We start from the raw sequence: 20,493 nt of genomic DNA, 5'->3' as shown, positions 1-20,493 counted from the left end.
ACCCGCTTAATAGCGGGTTAATAAAATACAATGTTTTTTTCATCAAAACTGTATACACTGCCTTCATCCATATAAAGATTAGTATGAATAAATGTCATATACTCATACAATCCCGTTTTTTCATTTAATCCAACTGGTAAACTTTCTTGATATTTATAAAAATCAATATCAATATCCTCAGCTTCTTCAAAAGCTCCCTTAGGAAATAAACAGGCCAAAGACTCTTCATCAATATTACGTTTCTCCAAATCAATAATTATAGGATCAGTAATATTAGCAGGATGATCATTTTTACCTAAATAGGGTATATAAACGCACTTTTGATTAATTAAAGCTTGAGCAAGTTTGTTTGCTTCTTCATTATCCAATAAAACAATAATATTCCAGCAAGGATCTTCTAGCCATTGTTCTTTTATGATTAAATTACCACCCTGTTCTTTGGATGCATAACCAACTGAATTGTTATAATATTGAATTTTCTTTGAAAAATAACCCTTTTTATTTTGAGGTAAAATAGATACTTTGATATCTTTTAATTTTTGATAAAACTCTGGTAATTCAATCGTATTATTATAACCATGATAACCTAAAATTGCTCCAAACATTCCTAATAATGCAACTTTATGAATATTACCAAAAGTATAATAATAATATGTATTGACCTCTGGACGCTTAAAAAAAGCTGTTTTACCACTTAAAGTAAATTTAAGTGCCTGCATATATTACACCTCTTTTTTAGTAATCAGGTTATAAATTTTAGCTTTTGGTAAATTTGATTCTAAAACTGTTGTTTCAGGATTATAATAAATTTCAATATTTAAAACATCTTCTAATTCATTTAACATATTGCATTCAATTATAATCTTATTAACATCTGTTTTTTCAAAACTAATATACTCACTTAAATTTGGCAAATATGTATCCGATTTAGTTTCCACAAATAAAGCAAATTCATTTTGGCATCCTTCTTTAGCATTTGATGAGAAAGAAGTTGCTGCAACTAAAGCAGTTCTTTTAAAATTTAAATAATCTTCTTTAGTGTAGCCATCTGTAACCCCTAAAGTCACAAGTTCTTTATAAGCACTAGGATTAATTGAAAAAGGATAGAAATAATGAGCTTCATTACTAACGATCTTAGTACCTAAAGTTGAATTTTTAGCCTCTTCATCTTTTTCTTTATCTTTTGAACTATCTCTAAATGGTGATAATATTTGTTGTTCTTCAGCTACACTTTCACTATATTTATTAATTCCCTGCCCAAACTGGACAGCACCAGTAATTGAGATATTATTTTTAGCTTCTGCGAATGTAGCTCCAAAGTTTTTAACATCAACCGCACTCATTAAATTAGACAATACTTCTTTAGCATCTTTACATTTTCCTAAATCATCAACATCAAATAATTTTTCATATCTTTCTTTTAATGAATTAGGTACTAATGTTACAATGCCATCTTTCTGTGGTGAAAATTTCATTGATTTCATATATAAAACTTTTTGACCTTCATTATCCCACATCTTTTTCATTGGATATTTTAAAGCCTTATCACTACCAAAAATCGTCCCATCAGATAAACTTTTTGGATAACCAGAAAAATCAGCGTTCCAGTTTGCCATGATTGATGATATTCCAATTACTCCATATACTCTCTTATCCATTTTCTTTTTCTCCTTTTTCATAAATTAAATTTTCTCCTAAATATCCAGCTAATAACATACCTTGATCAATTTTTCCAACATTTAGATATAGCTCAACCATACCATATAAATTTTTAAAGCGCTTATCCTCTATAGTCATTTCATAATTATATCTCCGATAAAATTGTCTTAATTTATTCTTTAATATTGCATCATTTCTTATAATAATAAATTGATTAATAAAGTCTTGTGTTCTCTTTTTAGCTTTACTTTTTGTTTGTAAAAAATAAATTATTTGTCCAACTGCAAAACTATACTGTAAATCATTTTCAATTACATTTTGATGCTCACTATTTATTTTAGTTCGCAAGCTTTCTCTTATACCTTCCATACCATTCTCCTGTTTATTAAAATATTTATTTAAAGCAAAATAAAGATTTAACTGCTTTTGAGCTGATTTTATATATTCCTTTCTAATCGAATTAATTACAACCTCTAATGCTGCTTTTGGTAAAACGTATCCAATATCATCAAGTCTTCCAGCACGTGTCCAAGCAAATATTGCATTTCTACAAGTTAATAGATTCTTTTTATAAACACTATCTGCTTTAATACTTTTTATATCATCTGGAGCCGTAAAATAATTATTAATTAAATACTTAGAAAACAAAATATTATTAATTAATTTTTCAACTTCATTACGATATTTATATTCTCGATAACATTCATCATCTAAAGCCCCAATAATATTTTCAAAATCAAATAAAGGATTTAGATATTGTTTATAATCAGTAACAACATCCATATAATGTATTTCTAATTCTTTACCTTTTTTAGTTTTAAGATAAAATCCATTAAATCCCTTATCTATATTTTCAATATTATCTAAACAATAAATTCTTTTATCATTATCTTCATTTATGTATACATTGCTCTTACCAGTACTTACTCGATTTAACAAATAATCAAAAAACTGTTTTTGTAATAAGGCATCTTCTAAAGAAACCATATATGGAATTTTATGCATTCTGGTTTTATTTTCTAAAAAAGGCTTCTTTGCATTTAACTGCAAATTATAATTGGGTAACCCATAAACTGTACCATCATCATAAACATTATAATCATTACAATTAAATATCTTAGTTAAAAGATAACGATTTCCTTCATCAATATATAACTGATCATCTACCTCAAAAAAGATTTTTAAATAATCCTTTTCATTATAATCAACGCCCTCTAAATTATATATATGCTCCTTTAACCATTGCTTATTATGTAACAATTTTTCTTGATCGATCTCACTAATATTATCATTTACAAAATTATACATCTGTAAATCTTTACCTTTATATTTATCTTGAGGGTTCTCTAAAGCTTTGAAGTATCTTTCAATTGCTTTATCATTCATCTTACCATTATTAAAACTTTCCTTTTTTACAAACAATGATAAATAGTTATTTGAATGAATCGTTTTCCCTGGATCCTGAGGTTTATTCATACTCACTAACTGACTTTGATAATCATAAAAACACAATTTATCATATATTTCATCTTCTGGCTTTTCGATTAAACAATGATCTCTTTTTGAATATTTAATTTTTTCAACATCATAAGTACCATCGCCATGTACTAAAACATAATCCCCATCAGCCAAGATTATTGTATCTAAAACTAAATTTCTATTATCTTTAAGCTCCTGCTTAAAAATTCTCAAACAATCATCAAGCATTATATACCCTCCTTTTAATAATATATGTAATTAACAAAACCGAATCCCCGAGCATTCATTTCTAACAAACCTGAGCCGATTGCTAAAAAAGCTAATTTTTGAGCATCATCATTTTCCGCAATCTCTAGTTCAATCATATCACCCAATAATTTAATTTCTTTATATTTTCTTGATACTGGAACTTTGTTTTTAAAATTAATTTGATAATAAAACTGAAAATCTTCATTAATATCCTTATCAGTAATATCTTTATATTTTTTAATCAAATTAGTTTTTAATCGTTCTTCAAAATCCTCTGTTTTAATACTATTTTTCCAATATCCCTGTTCTGTTTTTAAAATCACTGGGGTAAGTGTATACAGCTTTTTTATTAATTTTTGTTTAATTATTTTAACCTCAGCTGTTAAGCCCTGAAATTCTTTAGTACGGTTTTTAGCTAGGGTATCATATAAATATTGAGCTAATTGATAATCTAATGTCCTTATTCTAAACACATATGAATTATCTTTTTGATAAACCCCACTTTTAGCCAAAGGATACAAGCTATCAAAAGTATAAAATTTATATTGATTAGTTTCATGTACCCCTAAAAACATATTATCTTTAACCATCACACTATCAATAAAATATGCTAAATAAGTCTGTGTCTCTTCAATCTTTATATTTTTCAATAAGTATAATTTTATCTTTATTTCATATATTTCCATATCTCTATTCTCCAATTTTTTACATATTTCTATTATAATATATATTTAACCCATAAGCAAAAGCGCTTACATTAATAACGACAAAAATTAACTGTTATTATTTTTTAGTAAAATATTTTCATAATATAGAATATAAAAGTAAAAAAACTAAACAAATGTCTAATATTTTTTCAATAGATTAATATTTTTTCAAATATTAATAACATCAAAAATCAAATTATAATACCCAAATCTATTATTTCACCATACTTCTTAATTAAATAATCATTACTTCCCATCCTACTTCTATATTTAAAACTAAATCATCTATATAGTTTTTTAATTAGTAGCAATTTTTTATCATAAATAAAAAATTGATCATCAACTTCATTAAAAATATAAAAATTCCCTTGTAATACCTCACAGTAATCATAAAAGTTAACTAAATAAGATATCTTTGTTGTTTTAGAATAACGTTCTTTATGATCACAGTTTGTCTGCACCCAATTTAGCAGGATCATTAGTATAAGATATAAATATAAAACAATATTGATTTCACTTGAGTTATTTTCAAAATTCCCATCACAAATTTGTAAATAATTTTCTTTTCCATATCCAATCACCCTAGTTTTTTATTACAACTAAAACATATTACCCCTTCGATAACATATAAATAATCAGATTATAGTTACTTCATCTTTTAAATCAGGAATCAATTCAATAAATTTATAATAACCTTTTTTATTTAATACATATCATTTAGCCCTCATTTTTCACCTCACCTTTTTGTTCATAGGGAACATTTAATAACAATGCCACACTTCTTCTCCCTATAATAAAATACTTATCATTAATATTGATTTTATCATACAGTTTTTTTTACATAACTATTGAAATTTTATATAAAAAAACCTATTAGAATAATAATTTGTATTCTACATAGGTTTATTTTTATTATTTTATTAATATTGTAATAAATTTACAATGTGATATTGCTTTAATTATTATACTATTATCAACTACATCTATCCTTTCAAGCTTTTCTTCCTTTAAGTTAGTATAATATGCTTCAGTAATATCAAAATTAAAAGTAAGTTTATCGCCAATATTTTGATGATCTTTACCATTAAATAACCGAATTATATATCCATCAGCATCTTCACTTTTTTTGATTGCACTTATAACCAAGTTATTTTTACTTTCAAATAATGAATTAGAAACTGGTAATATTTGTTCTTCGTCTTCTTGAGCAAAAATCAATCTACCATTTAAAAAATCAGCATACTCATAAACCTCTATTGGCGTATTATACTCTTTAGCTAAAATATCAATATCAGCATCATTAATATCACAGTTAAAAGTTGTAAATCCAAGTTTAAAATCCATTTCTTTTAATAATTGGGCAGCAGGTGTGGCAATAATTCGTTCACCTGATGCTCGACCAGGACGATAAACCAAGTTTTCTTTTCCCATAAAACCATATGTTCTAAATAAAGTTAATCTAATTTGATTTCCTTGTTCACCAATGACCTCATATTCACGAACTCCTTGAGGAATAACTGCAATCCCCCTGCTTTCATCAGTTAATGCAACATAGCTTTGAGTTGGTTCAATTGAAATAGGCGGTTCTTGCCAAGCTGATTGATCATTGGCCCAGTTAGCTAATTCTTTTGGTTTCTCTATCTTTTCCTGATTACTTAATCCCTCAAGATATAATTTCATTTCTTTATCATAACTATTAGGTCGTTTAATTAACCCAAACTGCTGATCAGCATAATTGAACTTAGTTGTTAGAGCACTATCAAATAAAATACATAAACGATGTGATAACCCATGATTATCAACATGAACATTTAAATCAATTATTTTTGAACCTTTCCTTAAAACTACTTCTAAGGTTACTGGTAGTTTAACACTTGTCTGTTGTTTTGCTCTTTCTTGTAAATTTGCAGGAATGAGCATTTGATAATTAATCGTTATTTTTTGATATAGACTAGAACCATCTATACGATAATCAAATTTGCTATTAGTAGAAAAGATTTCTAAATCCTGACGTGGCGGTGAGTAATTGAAACTGTCACCATCATCACCATTTTCAACAAGAACCGCCTGATTTTGATAATGATAGTCAGCTAATTTATCATAGATATCAAGGCTTCCATGCTCATTAACTATAATTTGATAATACTCGTTTTCTAAATAATTTATTTCTTGAATATCATCATTAGATTTATCATCTAAATCAATTGTATATTGCACATATCCTAATGCTGGTACATTTTTAGCTTCAATCGCAATTTTAGCTTGATATACTATGCTTGGCAAATAAATATTTTTACTTGGATTTAATCGAATAGTTTGCGATAAAACATAGTCTGTCAAATCTGTTTTTTCAATTATTGTATATTTAACAGAATTACCATGATCATCTTTGATTGAAAAAATATCAGCAGGTAAATATGTCTCAAAAACAATTGTTTCACTACGTTTCTTAGGTAAGGTATTAAATAATGTTAAAGTGATTTCATTATTAGTTTGATTCTTAATTTTTGTTGCAATCATTCGAGAATGCAATTCAACTAAATTAACTGCAATATCTCGAGCTTGTTTATAACGCATATAAACATCCTCATTAGCAGTATCAGATATACATGAACCAATTGAATCATGGGCCGCATTTTCAAATAATAATTTCCAAACCTCACTAATTGCCTCATGAGGATAATCATTACCTAAATGGTAAGAGATTGTTAAAATTGGTTCTAAAATATTAGTAACATAATTTTGTACCTGCGTATTTAATACCTTTAAATCACTGCGTGACGAAAAGATCGATTTATGAATCCGCATATGCTTTGCAATTACTAATTCACCATTTACCTCTTCTAAATCAAGCTTTTCACTTTTAACATCTTTAATATAATCTTCAATACAACTGATTACATATTCATTATCTGGATCTTTTTCATTTCTTTCCTTAATTAAATCAGGAAGATTCTTTCGAATTGGTGCCTGATCAAAACCATTAGGAAAATATATATGTTTAGTAGCACTACGACTCCCTGCTTTTTCAAAACATTCTTTTTGCCAAAATTCATCACTTGCTTTATCTTCTTCTGGAATATTACCTCCAATATAATATCCGAACGGAATCTGGGTTGTAAAAACAACACTACCATCATCACCACGCCAATTATAATCAGTATGCTTAACCATATCATCACTAACACCACGCCAAAATAAAGTATCATTGATTCCAAATTGACGATAAATTTGTGGCATATTACCTGACTGTCCAAATGAATCTGGAACATAACCAACATTCATATACCCACCAAAATCAAGGCATCGTTTCATTCCATAATACATATTTCGAACAATACTTTCACCCGAAATTACTAATTGATCACTTTGAGTATACCAAGGACCAATAATTAATTTTTTAGCTTTGACAAGCTTTTCAATTCTCTGTTTATCTTGTGGCACCCATTTTATATAATCATCTAATAAAGAACCTTGAGCATCAACCATAAAATATTTAAAATCATTATTTGTTTCTAATGTATCCAAAACATCTTTAAAATCTTTCATTAAATAAACTTTTGATCTAGATGTTGTAAAATACCATTCTCGATCCCAATGCGAATGTGGGATTACATGTACTTTTCTTTTCATGTTAACTCCTTTAATTTAATAGGAAGATATGAATCTTCCTATTATCTTTTTTATTCAATTACAATATCAATATCATCAATTGAGATGGTTTCTTTTTCATCATCATTTTCATTAAAATCAACTACCATTGGTGCCACAATTGCAATAAATAATGCCCCAACAATAATTCCTATAAGATAAGCCCAACCACTAGTGATTGAAACAAATCCATACATACCTCCTACTGGAGGAATTTCAGCAGTCGCTCCAAGTAAACAACAGATTCCTGCACCTATAGCCCCACCAATCATATTAATTGGAATTAAACGGCTTGCTTTAACTAGTGTAAATGGAATCGCTCCTTCAGTAATACCAATAAATCCCATAACCCAGTTACCTTTACCTGCTTCTTTAAAACTTGGTGAGAAACGATTTTTCTTAATTACAGTAGCAATTGCATATGCTAAAGGTGGAATACAAATAGCACAGTTGATATATACATTAGGTTGATATATTCCTTCTGTCATTAAAACATTCCCAGCCATCCATGCTGACTTATTAATTGGTCCACCCATATCTGAAGCAATCATTGCCCCTAATACTAATGAAAGAATCAATTGACTTGTTCCACCACTACACATATCTCTTAACCATGACACTAAAGCATCATTAATTGAAGCTAATGGTGTTGCCAAAATAACACCCATAATTACAGCTACTGCACCTGTTGCTAAAAATGGTAAGATTACTAATGGCATCATTTGCTGCATTGAATCAGGTAATTTAATATGCTCTTTACCCCATTTTACAATATATCCTGCAATAAACGCCGCAATAACAGCTCCTAAGAACCCAGCTTTAGTATTACTAGCTAAAGCTCCACCAATCAAACCAGCACCAATAGCTGGTTTATCAGCAATTGAAAAAGCAATAAATCCTGCTAATACTGTATTAACTAAACCAATTCCAGTCCAACCTACTTGTTCTAATAAATATAAAATGTGTAAAAAGCCTTCTTTAGTAGCATAAGCATCTAAACTATTAATACCCATAGCTACTCCTATCAATTTAGGAATTGCTACAACTAATGATGCTCCTATAATTAAAGGTAACATATAACCAATTCCAGACATTATATGTCCTTTAGCATCTTTTAAAAACTTTTTCATTCGTTTTACCTCTCTTTTCATAATTTATGTTATAATGAGAGTACACACAACTCATTATAGTTTTGTGGATGCAATTTAACTCCGCCAAGTTAAATTGCTTTTTTATTTTTGTGTTGCTTGAACACATTTTTTAATTACTGCTTCTGGTGCTTTAATACAAGTCGTAATATCAATTCTGATTACTGGCTTACCTTCAAAACGTTCCATTCCTAAAATCTTTTGATCTGAAGCTACGATTACAAAAGCTGCTTCTTTTGCTTCTTCATCAGTAATCTTATTAATTTGCCCCATACTACCTTGTTGTTCCATTTTTAAATCATACCCTAATTTAGCTCCAGCTTTCTCTAAAGCTTTGGCTGCCATAGGTGTATGTGCTAGTCCTGCAGGACAAGCGGCAATTCCAACGATTTTCATTTATTCTACCTCCATATTTTTTAATATATAATCTTTTAGTTCTAACTTGTCAGTTGAAGATTTTACTGTATCCTTAAAATCATCTTCTAATAAACAAGTAGCTAATTTAGATATCATTTGTAAATGAAGATTTCCTTCATTTTCCTTTGGAACTAATAAAGAAAATAAATAATTAACTTTTTTATCATCCATTGTTCCCCACTCAATTGCTTCATTAGTTCTTAAATATAAAATTGCAGCCTTTTTAACATGACTACTGCGAGCATGAGGAATTGCAAATCCATCTTGCAAACCTGTTGGAAACTCAGATTCCCGTTTTTTTAAATCTTCAAACAATCCTTGACGATTATTGCAAATATCATATTCTTGAGCCATATCTGCAATAAATCCCAATAACTGTTCTTTATTAACTGCTTTTACATCTAAAAATATATAATCTTCATTAAGCATTACCTTATTACCTCCTTGCCACAACTACAGTCTATCTTGAATTTAGCTATATTTCAATCAATGATATTTCCACTTATTATCGGAAACTTTTGTTTAATAAACACCAAGATTTCCATTTTATTTCGGAAATAATTTATTTGCATAAAAAAGCAATAATCTATACAATATAAACATAGTAAGGAAGGAATCGTGATAATAATGTTTCCATACAATCGTTTAAATGAAATTTTTGATTATGTTAGGCAAAATGATATTGTTTCTGTAAATCGTTTATCATCTCTATTAAATATTACTGATCGTACTATTCGTAGTGATATTCAAACAATTAACGAAATAATTAAAGAAAATGGTGCCCAATTAAAACTAAAAAGAAAAGCAGGATATTATATTGAAATCAATGATCAAGAAAAATATAATACTTTTTTATCTTCAATAAAACAAACAAAATCAAATAATCCTGAATTAGACACTTCCCAAGATCGTATTAAATATTTACTAAATTTATTATTATATAGTGATGAATATATAACACTTGATGATTTAGCTGATAATATATATGTCAGTAGAAATACTTTGCAAAATTATATTAAGACTTTAAAAAATATCTTTTCAAAATATAATCTTGAATATATTTCTAAAAATAATGCTGGTGTTAAAGTAATTGGTAATGAAGATGATAAACGTAAATGTTTAGTTGAAAATGTTTTATCGTTTAATTTTCAAAACTATGTTACTGGATTTACTAAAGATGAGTATACTCTTTTTGATGGAATTGATCTTGATTTACTTAAACAAATTATTTCTAATAAATTAAAGAAAGCTCAAATAAAAACTAATGACTTTAATTTTAAAAATTTAGTTATTCATTTTGCACTAATGATTTCAAGAATTCAGTTTGATTGTTATATCAATACAAATAATACTATTAGTATTGATGATAACTATATTGATTTTATTAATGATATTGTTTTAGAAATAGAAAATAATTTTAATATTACTATTAGTGAAGGTGAAAAAAAGTATCTTTACTCTCATTTAGTTGCTAATACCCAGCTAAATGATTTAATTGATAATGATAGTAAAATCAAAGAATTAGTAGCAGAACTACTAAATAATATTTATCTCGACTATAATTTTGATTTACGCAATGATGAAATCCTATCTCATGATCTCTTCTTACATTTCAAATCAATTTTAAATACTAAATCTTTTGCTTTAAATAAACGCAATCCTTTATTAAATACAATTAAAACTAATTTTCCCTTAGCATTTGATATTACTATTACATGTACTGCAAAAATCTTTAACAAACAGCCATATATTTTAACTGAAGATGAAGTTGGTTATGTATCACTACACATTGGTGCTGCAATTGAACGATGTTTTTCTGGTAGTCTTCAAAATAAAAGTGTTATTTTAGTTTGCGGCTCTGGTCAAGCGACTACAAGAATGTTAGAAACTAGATTAAATGTTTTCTTTAAAGATAAGATAACAATTGTTCGTAAAGCTTCATATAATGAGTTTATTAATTATACTAAAAGAGAATTGTTGAATATTGATTTTGTTATTTCTACAATCCCTTTAAAAAGTGATTTTATACCTACTATTATTGTTGATTTTGCTTTAAATAATCAGGATATTGAAGCTATTTCTAAGTTCCTTACTTCAATATCTTTAAATAAAATGAAGAAATCTAATAAGTTTTTTGATAAGAATCTATTTATTCATTTAGATAAAGTTGACTCTAAAGAAGCTTTACTAAAACAAATGTGTCATTTAATGGAAAATCAGGATATAGTTGATACAGACTATTTTGATTATGTAATGGAACGTGAAAATTTAGCTAAAACTAATATGAACGAAGTATTCGCTTTACCTCATCCTATGCGTTTATGTGCTAAGGATACCAAAGTTGCAGTAGCCATCATTGATAAACCTCTAAGCTGGTACCAGCAAGATACAGTTCAAATCGTCTTTTTACTTGCAATAAAACAAGGTGACCAACAAGACATTGAGCACCTTTATGATATCTTTATTGAGATTGTTAATAATTCTAAGTTACAGCAAAGTATTATTCATAGTTATAACTATGATAGTTTTATTAATAATTTATTAGAGAATATAGAATAGCTAATCTTTGACCATTTTGATAAAACATCTTTTCTTATCAAATGCTATTCCATAACCTACTATATCCTGATATCCACGAACTTTTTCACTTTCCATATATCGTTTTTCAACAATCTGATCGCAGCCTTCAATAGCAGTATCATAGAGATCTTTATCTTTAACTAACTTTAGTTCTAAGATAAAGCCTCTTTTTTCTTTATTTACAGGTAAATATTTAATATCACTGCTCCCATCACCAGTTTCAATATTAGAATAAGTATTATTTCCATTCATTAACCCTATCATAAAACCATGATAAAAACTTTCTTTATTGTCATAATAACTAATTGATTGTAATAATATATAATTTAAAATTTTATTAGCTTCATCTTCATCTTTGTTTAAAAGGGCATCAATTAATTTTTGACTATTATTTTCTATAATTTCTTTTGTCCAATCATCAAATGTTTCCTTATAAATCATCCTAATTTCATGATTAGGAATCATCAATTCATAATAATTATAATCCAAGTACTTATTAATTTTAAGATAACCTGTAAAAAGAAGAAAACTATAAATATTATTGAGATCATCCATTTGTCGATATGTTAATTCTGGCTTGATTACTTTTTTTATCATCCCACCCTTAACTAAAATAGCAAATTCCTCTTTAAGTTCAAAATTATTATTAGTAATATAACGATAAATAATCTCATTACCACTAGTATTAGCCCAAAATAATTCACCAGTTACACTAGAAGTCTTTATTAATTTATTTACATATAATAGTGTACTCCAAGGATTATATATTTCTGTTTTACCAAATAAATATCCATCATACCATCTTTTAAATTCATTTTGATACTGTTCAAGATGATAATAATTTAAAATATCCACTATTTCATCATTCGTAAAACCAAAACGATTATCTGATATTTCATCAAGAATAGAACATGTAGAAAAATTATTTAAACCTGTAAAAATACTTTCTTTTGCAATTCTTAAACACCCTGTTAAAACACCCTTTTGTAAAACATCATTTGTCTTTAACGCTGCACTAAAAACATTCTTTAAAAAATCAATCATTTCTTCATAATAATTATTTATATATGCTTCTTGTAAAGGAACATCGTATTCATCAATTAATATAACTACTTTATTATGATAATGCTTTTGTAGACAAATTGAAATATTAAGTAGTGCATCTTGCAGATTTGATGATGAGCTGGTTGTATTTAAATATTGGCATAATAAATTTTTTTGTCGTTCATTTAAAAAAGGACTTTTTAATAATTCAATATTCTTATCAACTATATCAGAAATTAAAGCTGCAAATTTTTCTGTTTGATCATTAAAATTATTACGTTTCATATCTTTTAAAGTAATGAAAATCGTTGGATATTTATTTTGATGTTTTTTAGCTTCAATATCTTTTTCTATTTTTAATCCCTTAAATAAATGAGCATTATCTTTTTGTTTAATTGAAAAGAAATAATATAACATACTCATATTTAATGTTTTACCAAATCTTCTTGGTCTAGTATATAAAACAACTTTTTCATTTATCATATCTTTAATCAATTCACTTTTATCTACATAATAATTATTAGAAATCAGTTCTTTAAAATCTTCTACACCAATTGGAACCCTTTTCATCCAAACACCTCCAAATAATAAGTATATTATATGCCCCCTATAGTATACCACATTTATTATCAATCATCTCAATCATTATCTTTTATCATTGAAATAATTTCCTCAATCACATTAACATCTTTAATGCGAAATGCATTTACATTCTTTTGTTTTTCATAATACCCATAATTTGGAATCCATAAAATCTTATTATCAATAATGATATTATTAATTTGTGCATCACTATAAATAATTTTTACTCCAAGTCCTTCTAAATATGTGATTTAGTCTATTGATTTTAAAATCATTCTAAATTACATAACTCTAAAACCCTGATTTTGTCAGATATTCCATATGGTATGTTTTGCTACTATTCTAAATTACATAACTCTAAAACATGCCCGTTAGATTTATCATACGAAATGCTGTTTTGCTACTATTCTAAATTACATAACTCTAAAACTACTACTACTTATACTATCCCGCAGATATTGTTTTGCTACTATTCTAAATTACATAACTCTAAAACAATAGGTTGACTTGGGACCATTGGAAAGAAGTTTTGCTACTATTCTAAATTACATAACTCTAAAACGATGCTATTGCTTCGCTTAAAAATTCTGGAGTTTTGCTACTATTCTAAATTACATAACTCTAAAACCACTATCATGTTATTGTTTTTGGATTGGAAGTTTTGCTACTATTCTAAATTACATAACTCTAAAACAGTCAATCTGTTAGGAACAAAGAAATAATAGTTTTGCTACTATTCTAAATTACATAACTCTAAAACGTTCGGTGATATCGTACAGTTCTTCATTGTGTTTTGCTACTATTCTAAATTACATAACTCTAAAACTCAACAGAGGCATACCATGAAAAAATTTTAGTTTTGCTACTATTCTAAATTACATAACTCTAAAACAATGGCACTTATAAAAATGGAAATAAATGTGTTTTGCTACTATTCTAAATTACATAACTCTAAAACCTCAAATTAGGTTTTAAAAGTATAAATGAATAACGACTTCATCCATAATTTAGATAGTGTTATAATTTATACATATATAGATCATCATCTATTATATACTTATTTGCTATTATATTTCTAGTAAAATTATTCTCAATAAAAATACATTTTAATTTTTTATACCTCTTATATTTTAAGACTTCCTCTAGTTCATCATCACTCAAATACGACATAATATTTATAAATATTATAACATGTTCATTAAACAATTCTGAATAAATCTCAATTAAATCTATCATCTTATTAAATACTGATTCTCCAGAACTTACTATTTTTAAATTTAACAGTTTTAAATAATTTTCTATCTTTATATTCGTCTCATAAGAATAATCTAAATTATAATTTTCCAGTTCCTCAATAAATAAACCATTTACTTTATTTATATCATTTAAAAGAGTGGTTTCTTTATCTATATCATCTATTATATTATTTTTTATTGTCATATATATTTTTGCTAATACCTTTTTAGAAGTTAAATCATAACTGATTATATCATATATACACTCAATAAAATTATTCTTGATTATCTCTCCATAATCATCTAATATAATTATCTCACACGTACTAACTAATGAATAATTATAAATCTCAAATGCAACTTTTGAAAATAATTTACTATCTTTAATAATTAAAATTGTATCTATTGAATCACTAAAATCTACATCCATATCAAATCCAATTATTTTCATTTTCATAATACTATTAACCTATCATCCCTATCTTCTTTTATATTTGATTTTTTCCCAACTATATATTCAATTTGAGCGAATTGTTTTTCAGTAACAACTAGAACTTGAACAATTCCACAGTGAGGTTTATTTTTGTATAACTTCTGTTTTTCACTTTTCACAATAGAGTTATTTAATGCAAGTTTACAATATACACTTTCTTGCATCATTATATAACCACTTTTAATTAAACTTTTCTGAAATCTACGATATTCTTTTTGTTCAGCATATGTTTCTACTGGTAAATCATAAAACACTAATATCCTCATATATCTATAACTCATAATCAAAAAAATCTAATAGCTCTATATTTCTCTTTTGAATTGCATTTATTACACTTTTTACATATATACCAATAGCATTGCTTACATATTGCTCTCTATTTTTTATTCTCACTTTTTTATTTAAAACATTGATTAAATTTAATTTCATTGTTATATCAAATACATTTCCATAATTATCTTTAACAATTTTATCTATTAATGGTCTAAATGGCTCCATTAAATCGGAAGATAAGTTGAAAAAATTAAAATAGTTACTATGTTTAATTCCCAACTGTGTCAAATATCCACTTGCTACAATTTCTTTATTAAACTGCGATAAAATTATAGCATATCCATAATTTAAAGATGCATTAATATCACTAACATCTTCTCGATTAAATCCTAACCCAAATAATGAATTGAAGTACACTTTAGCTGCATGTCCCTCACGATTAGTTATATCGTTTGCTAATAATTGACTAGCATATAATTCTAGTTTTTTATAATTATCATTTTCATAATAGTGAAGCAATTTTGATTGGTTTATAATTTTTTCTTTAATAATCCTAGTCCATACCACTAACACATACTCATCCCATTTTAACTGCTCATGGACTTTTTTACTTGAATCATGACATCCATAATATGGTACAACTTCTCCTTGAGGATTTCTTTTATCATCACAAAAAATTAATTTGATCTTCCTACTCAACATCTCTGATATTAAGTAGGAAGTAACTGTTACTGCGGTAGAATCAATTATTACTGTGTTTATTTCCGACAAGTGAATCATATGTATTTCTTCATTACGAACTACTAAATAATCATTTTTGTAAGATAATTTTGCCTTCGATTTTATAAAAATAGTCCGCCATGTCATAACTTTACCTTTTTTGAATATAAACCAGTAACTGATTGATTATAAAATATAGTTTTATCTAGTAAAATATCTTGTCCTTTTAATCTTCCAATACGATCACCAATTTTAAAATTAGGCAGGTCAATTTTACCATTTTGGGGACCAGCAGACATAGCAACTAATAATTGTTCAATTACTTTTGCTGCATCAAGTAATGATAAATTTTTAAATCGTTCATGTAGATCAATTATTTTATTTTTTATTGTACTTTGATATTTAGGATAATAATTGTTTAATTTATCAATTAAACTTAAATATAATGAATCCAGTTCCTTAATATCCAACTCTTTATCAACATTATTTTTTAGTGCATGATTAATTTTATATACTACTGCATTTTCATGTGGATTTAAAACTAACTGCCAGGCTGTATTCAATTCGGTTGGTGAAGTGATGTAATAAAAACCGCCATCTATTTCAATTAATTGATTTTTCTTAATAACTTTTAAGAGCTTAACATCTTTATAATTATTATACTTTTCAATATATGAAATTATTTTTTCTGGTTTTTCATCTTTATAAATAAGTGGAACCTTGACAATTTTACGCACAACTGACGATTTTTTATCAATTCCTTCAATTGCATAAATAATATATTTTACTCCAGAAAACCCACCATACTTATTACTATTTGCTCTGAATTTATTTACAGGAATCAAATCTTTTTTATTGCTTTTTGGCGAATATATAGTTGCATCGAATAATTCTCCATCACTTGACTCAAGTTTTTTTGTAATATAACAATCTCGATAATTAAAACATTTTAAAATTTTTTTAATTGTATCAGGATGCCATATTATCTCCCCAGTATCTTTATCATAACCTTCATAATTCATGCTATTTAAAATAAATCCTGATTTATCATGTTTATTATTACCATAGCGCATATACTCATTATAAGCATATTTTGCATCAAATTGTGGATAACGTATTTTCATGTATTGTCCTATAACACAAGCAATATATGCATCATGACCATGATGATAATCATTTATGTTACGATTTTTATAAATATTGTACTTTATTCTAAAATCATGAATTATATTAGCCCTTATGGCTACTACTGATGTATTAGCATAATGGTTATCAATAATATTGGCAACATGTTTAATGATCTGCCTAGTTTCAACTAATTGACGATTAATAAATTTTTCTATTGTTTGAGAATCCATTTCATCACGAATCAGATTAAAATACTTTTTTTGAGATATCAGCTTGTGATCTAATAAATATTTCCACCGCTCAATTTGTTTTTCTCTAATTGGTAATGGAATAATATCATTTGACTTTCTTTGATTTTCTTTTCTTTTTACTAATACTTTATTATCAATACTATCATCTTTAATAATTGAACGAGGTATTATATGATCAATTTCATATAATTCATCACTAAAAATATCATCTATACTTTCAATCGCCTCTCCTGAATACATACATTTTCCCATTTGCGTATAATATAAATACAATCTTTCATTACTAAGCTTATAGTCATCTTTTTCTTGATTAAGCTTATTTCTTACCCAAATATCATGATTTAACTGTAAATCCAAATCTTTATAAATATTTTTAAGTTTTTTTATTTGTGTTTTTGTTCGCTCTTTTTTTCCTTCTTCACGTGCAAATTCAATATAGACATTTTTTGGCTGATGCTTCATATACTTTGTTATTTCTTCTATAATTAGAAGCGATTGCCAAATTCCTTTTTTTATTGCTGGAGATCCAGGTAAATTTTTTATCTCATCATAATCGAATTTTTCATCAGTTTCAAAACAGTTCTTCTCATCTATGATTTTTTTGTAACCTAGTTTATCATCATTAATTATCTGCATCAAATTAAGATTTGATTCCTTCATTACTTCTAAAATACTTACTGAACTTCCATAGCAATTATCAGCTTTAATTCCGTTAATTAATTCATAAGATAGTTTTGACCATCCACTATAATTTAATTTTAAAATTTTCTTTATTTGCTCGTTAGACAACTTATAAACATTTTTTAAGCGTTTCTTTAAAATATTTTTTTCATTAAAAACTGTGATATCTTTAATGATTTCTTCAATAACTAAATAATTAGACTCATCAATAACACTAAAAATCTTTTTAAAATCAATCCATGACCCCAATGAAGAAGAAAATATTTTATCTTTTTGATATCCCGAAATCTCATCTATTTCTAAATAGATTTTGTTTTTAATAAACCATTCTTTCAAATCACTTTCTTTAATAATTTTTTTATTCATAAATAATTTTTCAATTATTCCTGCTTTAATATCTCTTCCCAACAATTTTCCATTTACTCTAATCCTATTTAATTCATTTAAAAGCTCATACATATTACAAGTTAATGAATTTTTAGGCATAACTAGTTCATCAGGCAAATATGTACAAAAACTAGTTAAACGTTCAATAAAAGCTGTAGCTGTTCTTTCCATGTCTACAACCTCATTATGATTCCATGGAGTAATTCGTTCCTGCTTTTTATTTTGATATTTAATTAACCAGCCATATTTATCATTACCATCTAAAGGTCCATAATAATATGGTATTTTAAATGTTAAAATACTAATTAATTTATCTTTATTTATTCTTAAATCTTCGTAAAATTTCGACTGATTTTCAATTATCTTCTTCATTTCATTTAAATTTAACTGGTAAGGAATAGCACCATTATCACGATCATTTTGTTTTAATAACAACTCTTCCTCTTCAATCTTCATTAAAAAATAATTAACTTCTTCATTATTTATTTTTTCTAATACCTTTTTTAAATATTTATAAAACTCTTCTCTACTGGTTTTACCAGGATGATTTATATAGTTGTAATAATTTTTTAATTTATCACTTTGATTTCTAAAAACTTCATAATAAACTTTTCTATCATACTCTTTAATCAATTTTTTTAATCTTTTTAAATCATTATGATGCATATCATATCTATTGATCATTGCCTCTGATATACTATTTCCAGATTTAAGAATATTATTTAGCGTAATCCAGCTATATATTTTTTTCATCAATTCAATAAATTCAAAATATTCTCCTAATGCAACACTATATTCCTCTATCTTATTTTCAAAATTCACATCTGAAAACTTTAATTTAATATCTTCATCTTCATATTGTATAACTTCATTAGAAATCATTTTTGTAAAATTAAATTGATTACCTGCTATTCCACTAAACAGATTTTTAAATACTTGTTTATTCTTTTTATCAATAGCTATCTGTTTTAAACACTTATCTATCTTTTCACTTCGATTATTATTTTCTTTTAAAATATTTAATATTTTAAAAATTGTCTGTTCATCAAATATCATACCTAAATCATTAAATTCATTAATTTTATCTAAAATACTTTGTAAATCATCTTCGATTCTTGTAGCATCTAATGAAAAATCCTGCTTTTCATATAAAAAATTACCACGATACTTAACAATATGATGCAAAGCTAAATATATTAATCTAGGATCTTCTTTTTTAGTAGTTTGACATAAATAATTTCTTAAATGATATATTGTTTTAAAATTGTTATAAAAATTTTGATCATTATAATCATCCTCAATAAATAAATTATAATTCCCCTTATATTTATCATTTAAAAACCTACTTTTATCTTCTTCATCCAAAAAAGTAGTTTGTGTTAAACGAATAAAAAAAGTTGGATCTACACTTAATACCATGCTTGCCATAAGTTCTTGTAACAATCTAATTCGTTCCCGCCTTTTATTGTATCTTCTTCGATTAGAACGATTTTGACGACGATCAGCAGCAGTTTTTGCTGTTTCAAACAATCGACTTCCCCACATATTTTTATTACCTTTTTTTAATAATTTAAAATTGTTATCAACTACAGCCCACCCAACTGAGCTCGTTCCTATATCTAGGCCTATACTATACTTAATTTTTTCTTTATCCATATTGACTTTCTCCCCATTTTATTTTATTCTTATTATGTCAAAGAAATTTGACTACTATTCTAAATTATATAACGAGTTAAAATAAAGCTTTGCTTTAATGCCATTTTAAATGGTATCACATAGGTGATATACTAATAGTTGCTATGCAACTAT

Annotated in this window: 14 protein-coding genes and 1 CRISPR repeat array; of the genes, 1 reads left to right on the top strand and 13 read right to left on the bottom strand. The window is 26.4% G+C overall.

Annotated elements, in window-relative coordinates:
• Positions 1-17: 17 nt before the first annotated feature.
• The 8 genes from cas5b to BMW96_RS06275 all read right to left on the bottom strand — a co-directional run bounded on the left by cas5b (position 18) and on the right by BMW96_RS06275 (position 9,739).
• On the bottom strand, positions 18-719 hold the full coding sequence (gene cas5b, locus BMW96_RS06315; RefSeq protein ID WP_092353615.1) for a type I-B CRISPR-associated protein Cas5b: 702 nt from the start codon (positions 717-719) through the stop codon (positions 18-20).
• Positions 720-722: 3 nt separating this feature from the next.
• Positions 723-1,658 (bottom strand): type I CRISPR-associated protein Cas7, encoded by a 936-nt coding sequence (locus BMW96_RS06310; RefSeq protein WP_092353634.1) that lies wholly within the window; start codon positions 1,656-1,658, stop codon positions 723-725.
• Positions 1,651-3,366: a hypothetical protein gene (locus BMW96_RS06305; protein ID WP_092353613.1), complete on the bottom strand. Its 1,716-nt coding sequence runs from the start codon at positions 3,364-3,366 to the stop codon at positions 1,651-1,653. The genes BMW96_RS06310 and BMW96_RS06305 overlap by 8 nt, the downstream gene beginning before the upstream one ends.
• A gap of 14 nt (positions 3,367-3,380) precedes the next feature.
• On the bottom strand, positions 3,381-4,073 hold the full coding sequence (gene cas6, locus BMW96_RS06300) for a CRISPR-associated endoribonuclease Cas6 (RefSeq protein WP_092353611.1): 693 nt from the start codon (positions 4,071-4,073) through the stop codon (positions 3,381-3,383).
• 933 nt (positions 4,074-5,006) lie between these two features.
• Positions 5,007-7,727, bottom strand: coding sequence for a mannosylglycerate hydrolase (mngB, locus tag BMW96_RS06290; protein ID WP_092353607.1), 2,721 nt, complete (start codon positions 7,725-7,727; stop codon positions 5,007-5,009).
• A 50-nt stretch (positions 7,728-7,777) separates the two neighbouring features.
• Positions 7,778-8,875 carry a PTS fructose transporter subunit IIC gene (locus tag BMW96_RS06285; RefSeq protein WP_092353605.1) on the bottom strand — a complete coding sequence of 366 codons (1,098 nt, stop codon included), beginning with the start codon at positions 8,873-8,875 and terminating at the stop codon, positions 7,778-7,780.
• A gap of 102 nt (positions 8,876-8,977) precedes the next feature.
• A complete protein-coding gene (locus tag BMW96_RS06280; protein ID WP_092353603.1) occupies positions 8,978-9,289 on the bottom strand; it encodes a PTS fructose transporter subunit IIB in 312 nt (103 codons plus the stop codon).
• The gene (locus tag BMW96_RS06275) at positions 9,290-9,739 is read right to left on the bottom strand and encodes a PTS sugar transporter subunit IIA (RefSeq protein ID WP_092353601.1); all 450 of its coding nucleotides are present in this window, start codon (positions 9,737-9,739) and stop codon (positions 9,290-9,292) included. It abuts the gene before it with no gap.
• 198 nt (positions 9,740-9,937) lie between these two features.
• On the opposite strand from BMW96_RS06275, the gene BMW96_RS06270 reads away from it, so the two are divergent.
• On the top strand, positions 9,938-11,869 hold the full coding sequence (locus tag BMW96_RS06270; RefSeq protein WP_180320352.1) for a BglG family transcription antiterminator: 1,932 nt from the start codon (positions 9,938-9,940) through the stop codon (positions 11,867-11,869).
• Here the strand turns inward: BMW96_RS06270 and BMW96_RS06265 are convergent, their stop codons facing one another.
• The 5 genes from BMW96_RS06265 to cas9 form a co-directional block, all read right to left on the bottom strand.
• Positions 11,870-13,504, bottom strand: a complete 1,635-nt coding sequence (locus BMW96_RS06265) for an AAA family ATPase (protein WP_092353599.1) — start codon at positions 13,502-13,504, stop codon at positions 11,870-11,872. It abuts the gene before it with no gap.
• A 274-nt stretch (positions 13,505-13,778) separates the two neighbouring features.
• A CRISPR array of direct repeats spans positions 13,779-14,474; the repeat unit is 36 nt; unit sequence GTTTTGCTACTATTCTAAATTACATAACTCTAAAAC.
• Between the two features lie 59 nt (positions 14,475-14,533).
• The gene (gene csn2, locus BMW96_RS06260; RefSeq protein ID WP_092353597.1) at positions 14,534-15,208 is read right to left on the bottom strand and encodes a type II-A CRISPR-associated protein Csn2; all 675 of its coding nucleotides are present in this window, start codon (positions 15,206-15,208) and stop codon (positions 14,534-14,536) included.
• Entirely contained in the window at positions 15,205-15,498 is a 294-nt protein-coding gene (gene cas2 / locus BMW96_RS06255; protein WP_244881268.1) for a CRISPR-associated endonuclease Cas2, read from the bottom strand. The genes csn2 and cas2 overlap by 4 nt, the downstream gene beginning before the upstream one ends.
• 16 nt (positions 15,499-15,514) lie before the next feature.
• A complete protein-coding gene (gene cas1 / locus BMW96_RS06250; protein ID WP_092353593.1) occupies positions 15,515-16,384 on the bottom strand; it encodes a type II CRISPR-associated endonuclease Cas1 in 870 nt (289 codons plus the stop codon).
• Positions 16,381-20,340 carry a type II CRISPR RNA-guided endonuclease Cas9 gene (cas9, locus tag BMW96_RS06245; RefSeq protein WP_092353591.1) on the bottom strand — a complete coding sequence of 1,320 codons (3,960 nt, stop codon included), beginning with the start codon at positions 20,338-20,340 and terminating at the stop codon, positions 16,381-16,383. Before cas9 ends, cas1 begins: the two co-directional genes overlap by 4 nt.
• Positions 20,341-20,493: the final 153 nt, after the last annotated feature.

The sequence above is a fragment of the Thomasclavelia cocleata genome, from assembly GCF_900102365.1.
GTDB classification, from domain to species: domain Bacteria; phylum Bacillota_I; class Bacilli_A; order Erysipelotrichales; family Coprobacillaceae; genus Thomasclavelia; species Thomasclavelia cocleata.
This window is presented reverse-complemented; position numbering and strand designations above follow the sequence as displayed.

Excerpts from the sequence above, each read along its gene's own strand:
- cas5b (WP_092353615.1), bottom strand. The coding sequence starts at position 719 with ATGCAGGCACTTAAATTTACTTTAAGTGGTAAAACAGCTTTTTTTAAG.
- BMW96_RS06310 (WP_092353634.1), bottom strand. The coding sequence starts at position 1,658 with ATGGATAAGAGAGTATATGGAGTAATTGGAATATCATCAATCATGGCA.
- BMW96_RS06305 (WP_092353613.1), bottom strand. The coding sequence starts at position 3,366 with ATGCTTGATGATTGTTTGAGAATTTTTAAGCAGGAGCTTAAAGATAAT.
- cas6 (WP_092353611.1), bottom strand. The coding sequence starts at position 4,073 with ATGGAAATATATGAAATAAAGATAAAATTATACTTATTGAAAAATATA.
- mngB (WP_092353607.1), bottom strand. The coding sequence starts at position 7,727 with ATGAAAAGAAAAGTACATGTAATCCCACATTCGCATTGGGATCGAGAA.
- BMW96_RS06285 (WP_092353605.1), bottom strand. The coding sequence starts at position 8,875 with ATGAAAAAGTTTTTAAAAGATGCTAAAGGACATATAATGTCTGGAATT.
- BMW96_RS06280 (WP_092353603.1), bottom strand. The coding sequence starts at position 9,289 with ATGAAAATCGTTGGAATTGCCGCTTGTCCTGCAGGACTAGCACATACA.
- BMW96_RS06275 (WP_092353601.1), bottom strand. The coding sequence starts at position 9,739 with ATGCTTAATGAAGATTATATATTTTTAGATGTAAAAGCAGTTAATAAA.
- BMW96_RS06270 (WP_180320352.1), top strand. The coding sequence starts at position 9,938 with ATGTTTCCATACAATCGTTTAAATGAAATTTTTGATTATGTTAGGCAA.
- BMW96_RS06265 (WP_092353599.1), bottom strand. The coding sequence starts at position 13,504 with ATGAAAAGGGTTCCAATTGGTGTAGAAGATTTTAAAGAACTGATTTCT.
- csn2 (WP_092353597.1), bottom strand. The coding sequence starts at position 15,208 with ATGAAAATGAAAATAATTGGATTTGATATGGATGTAGATTTTAGTGAT.
- cas1 (WP_092353593.1), bottom strand. The coding sequence starts at position 16,384 with ATGACATGGCGGACTATTTTTATAAAATCGAAGGCAAAATTATCTTAC.
- cas9 (WP_092353591.1), bottom strand. The coding sequence starts at position 20,340 with ATGGATAAAGAAAAAATTAAGTATAGTATAGGCCTAGATATAGGAACG.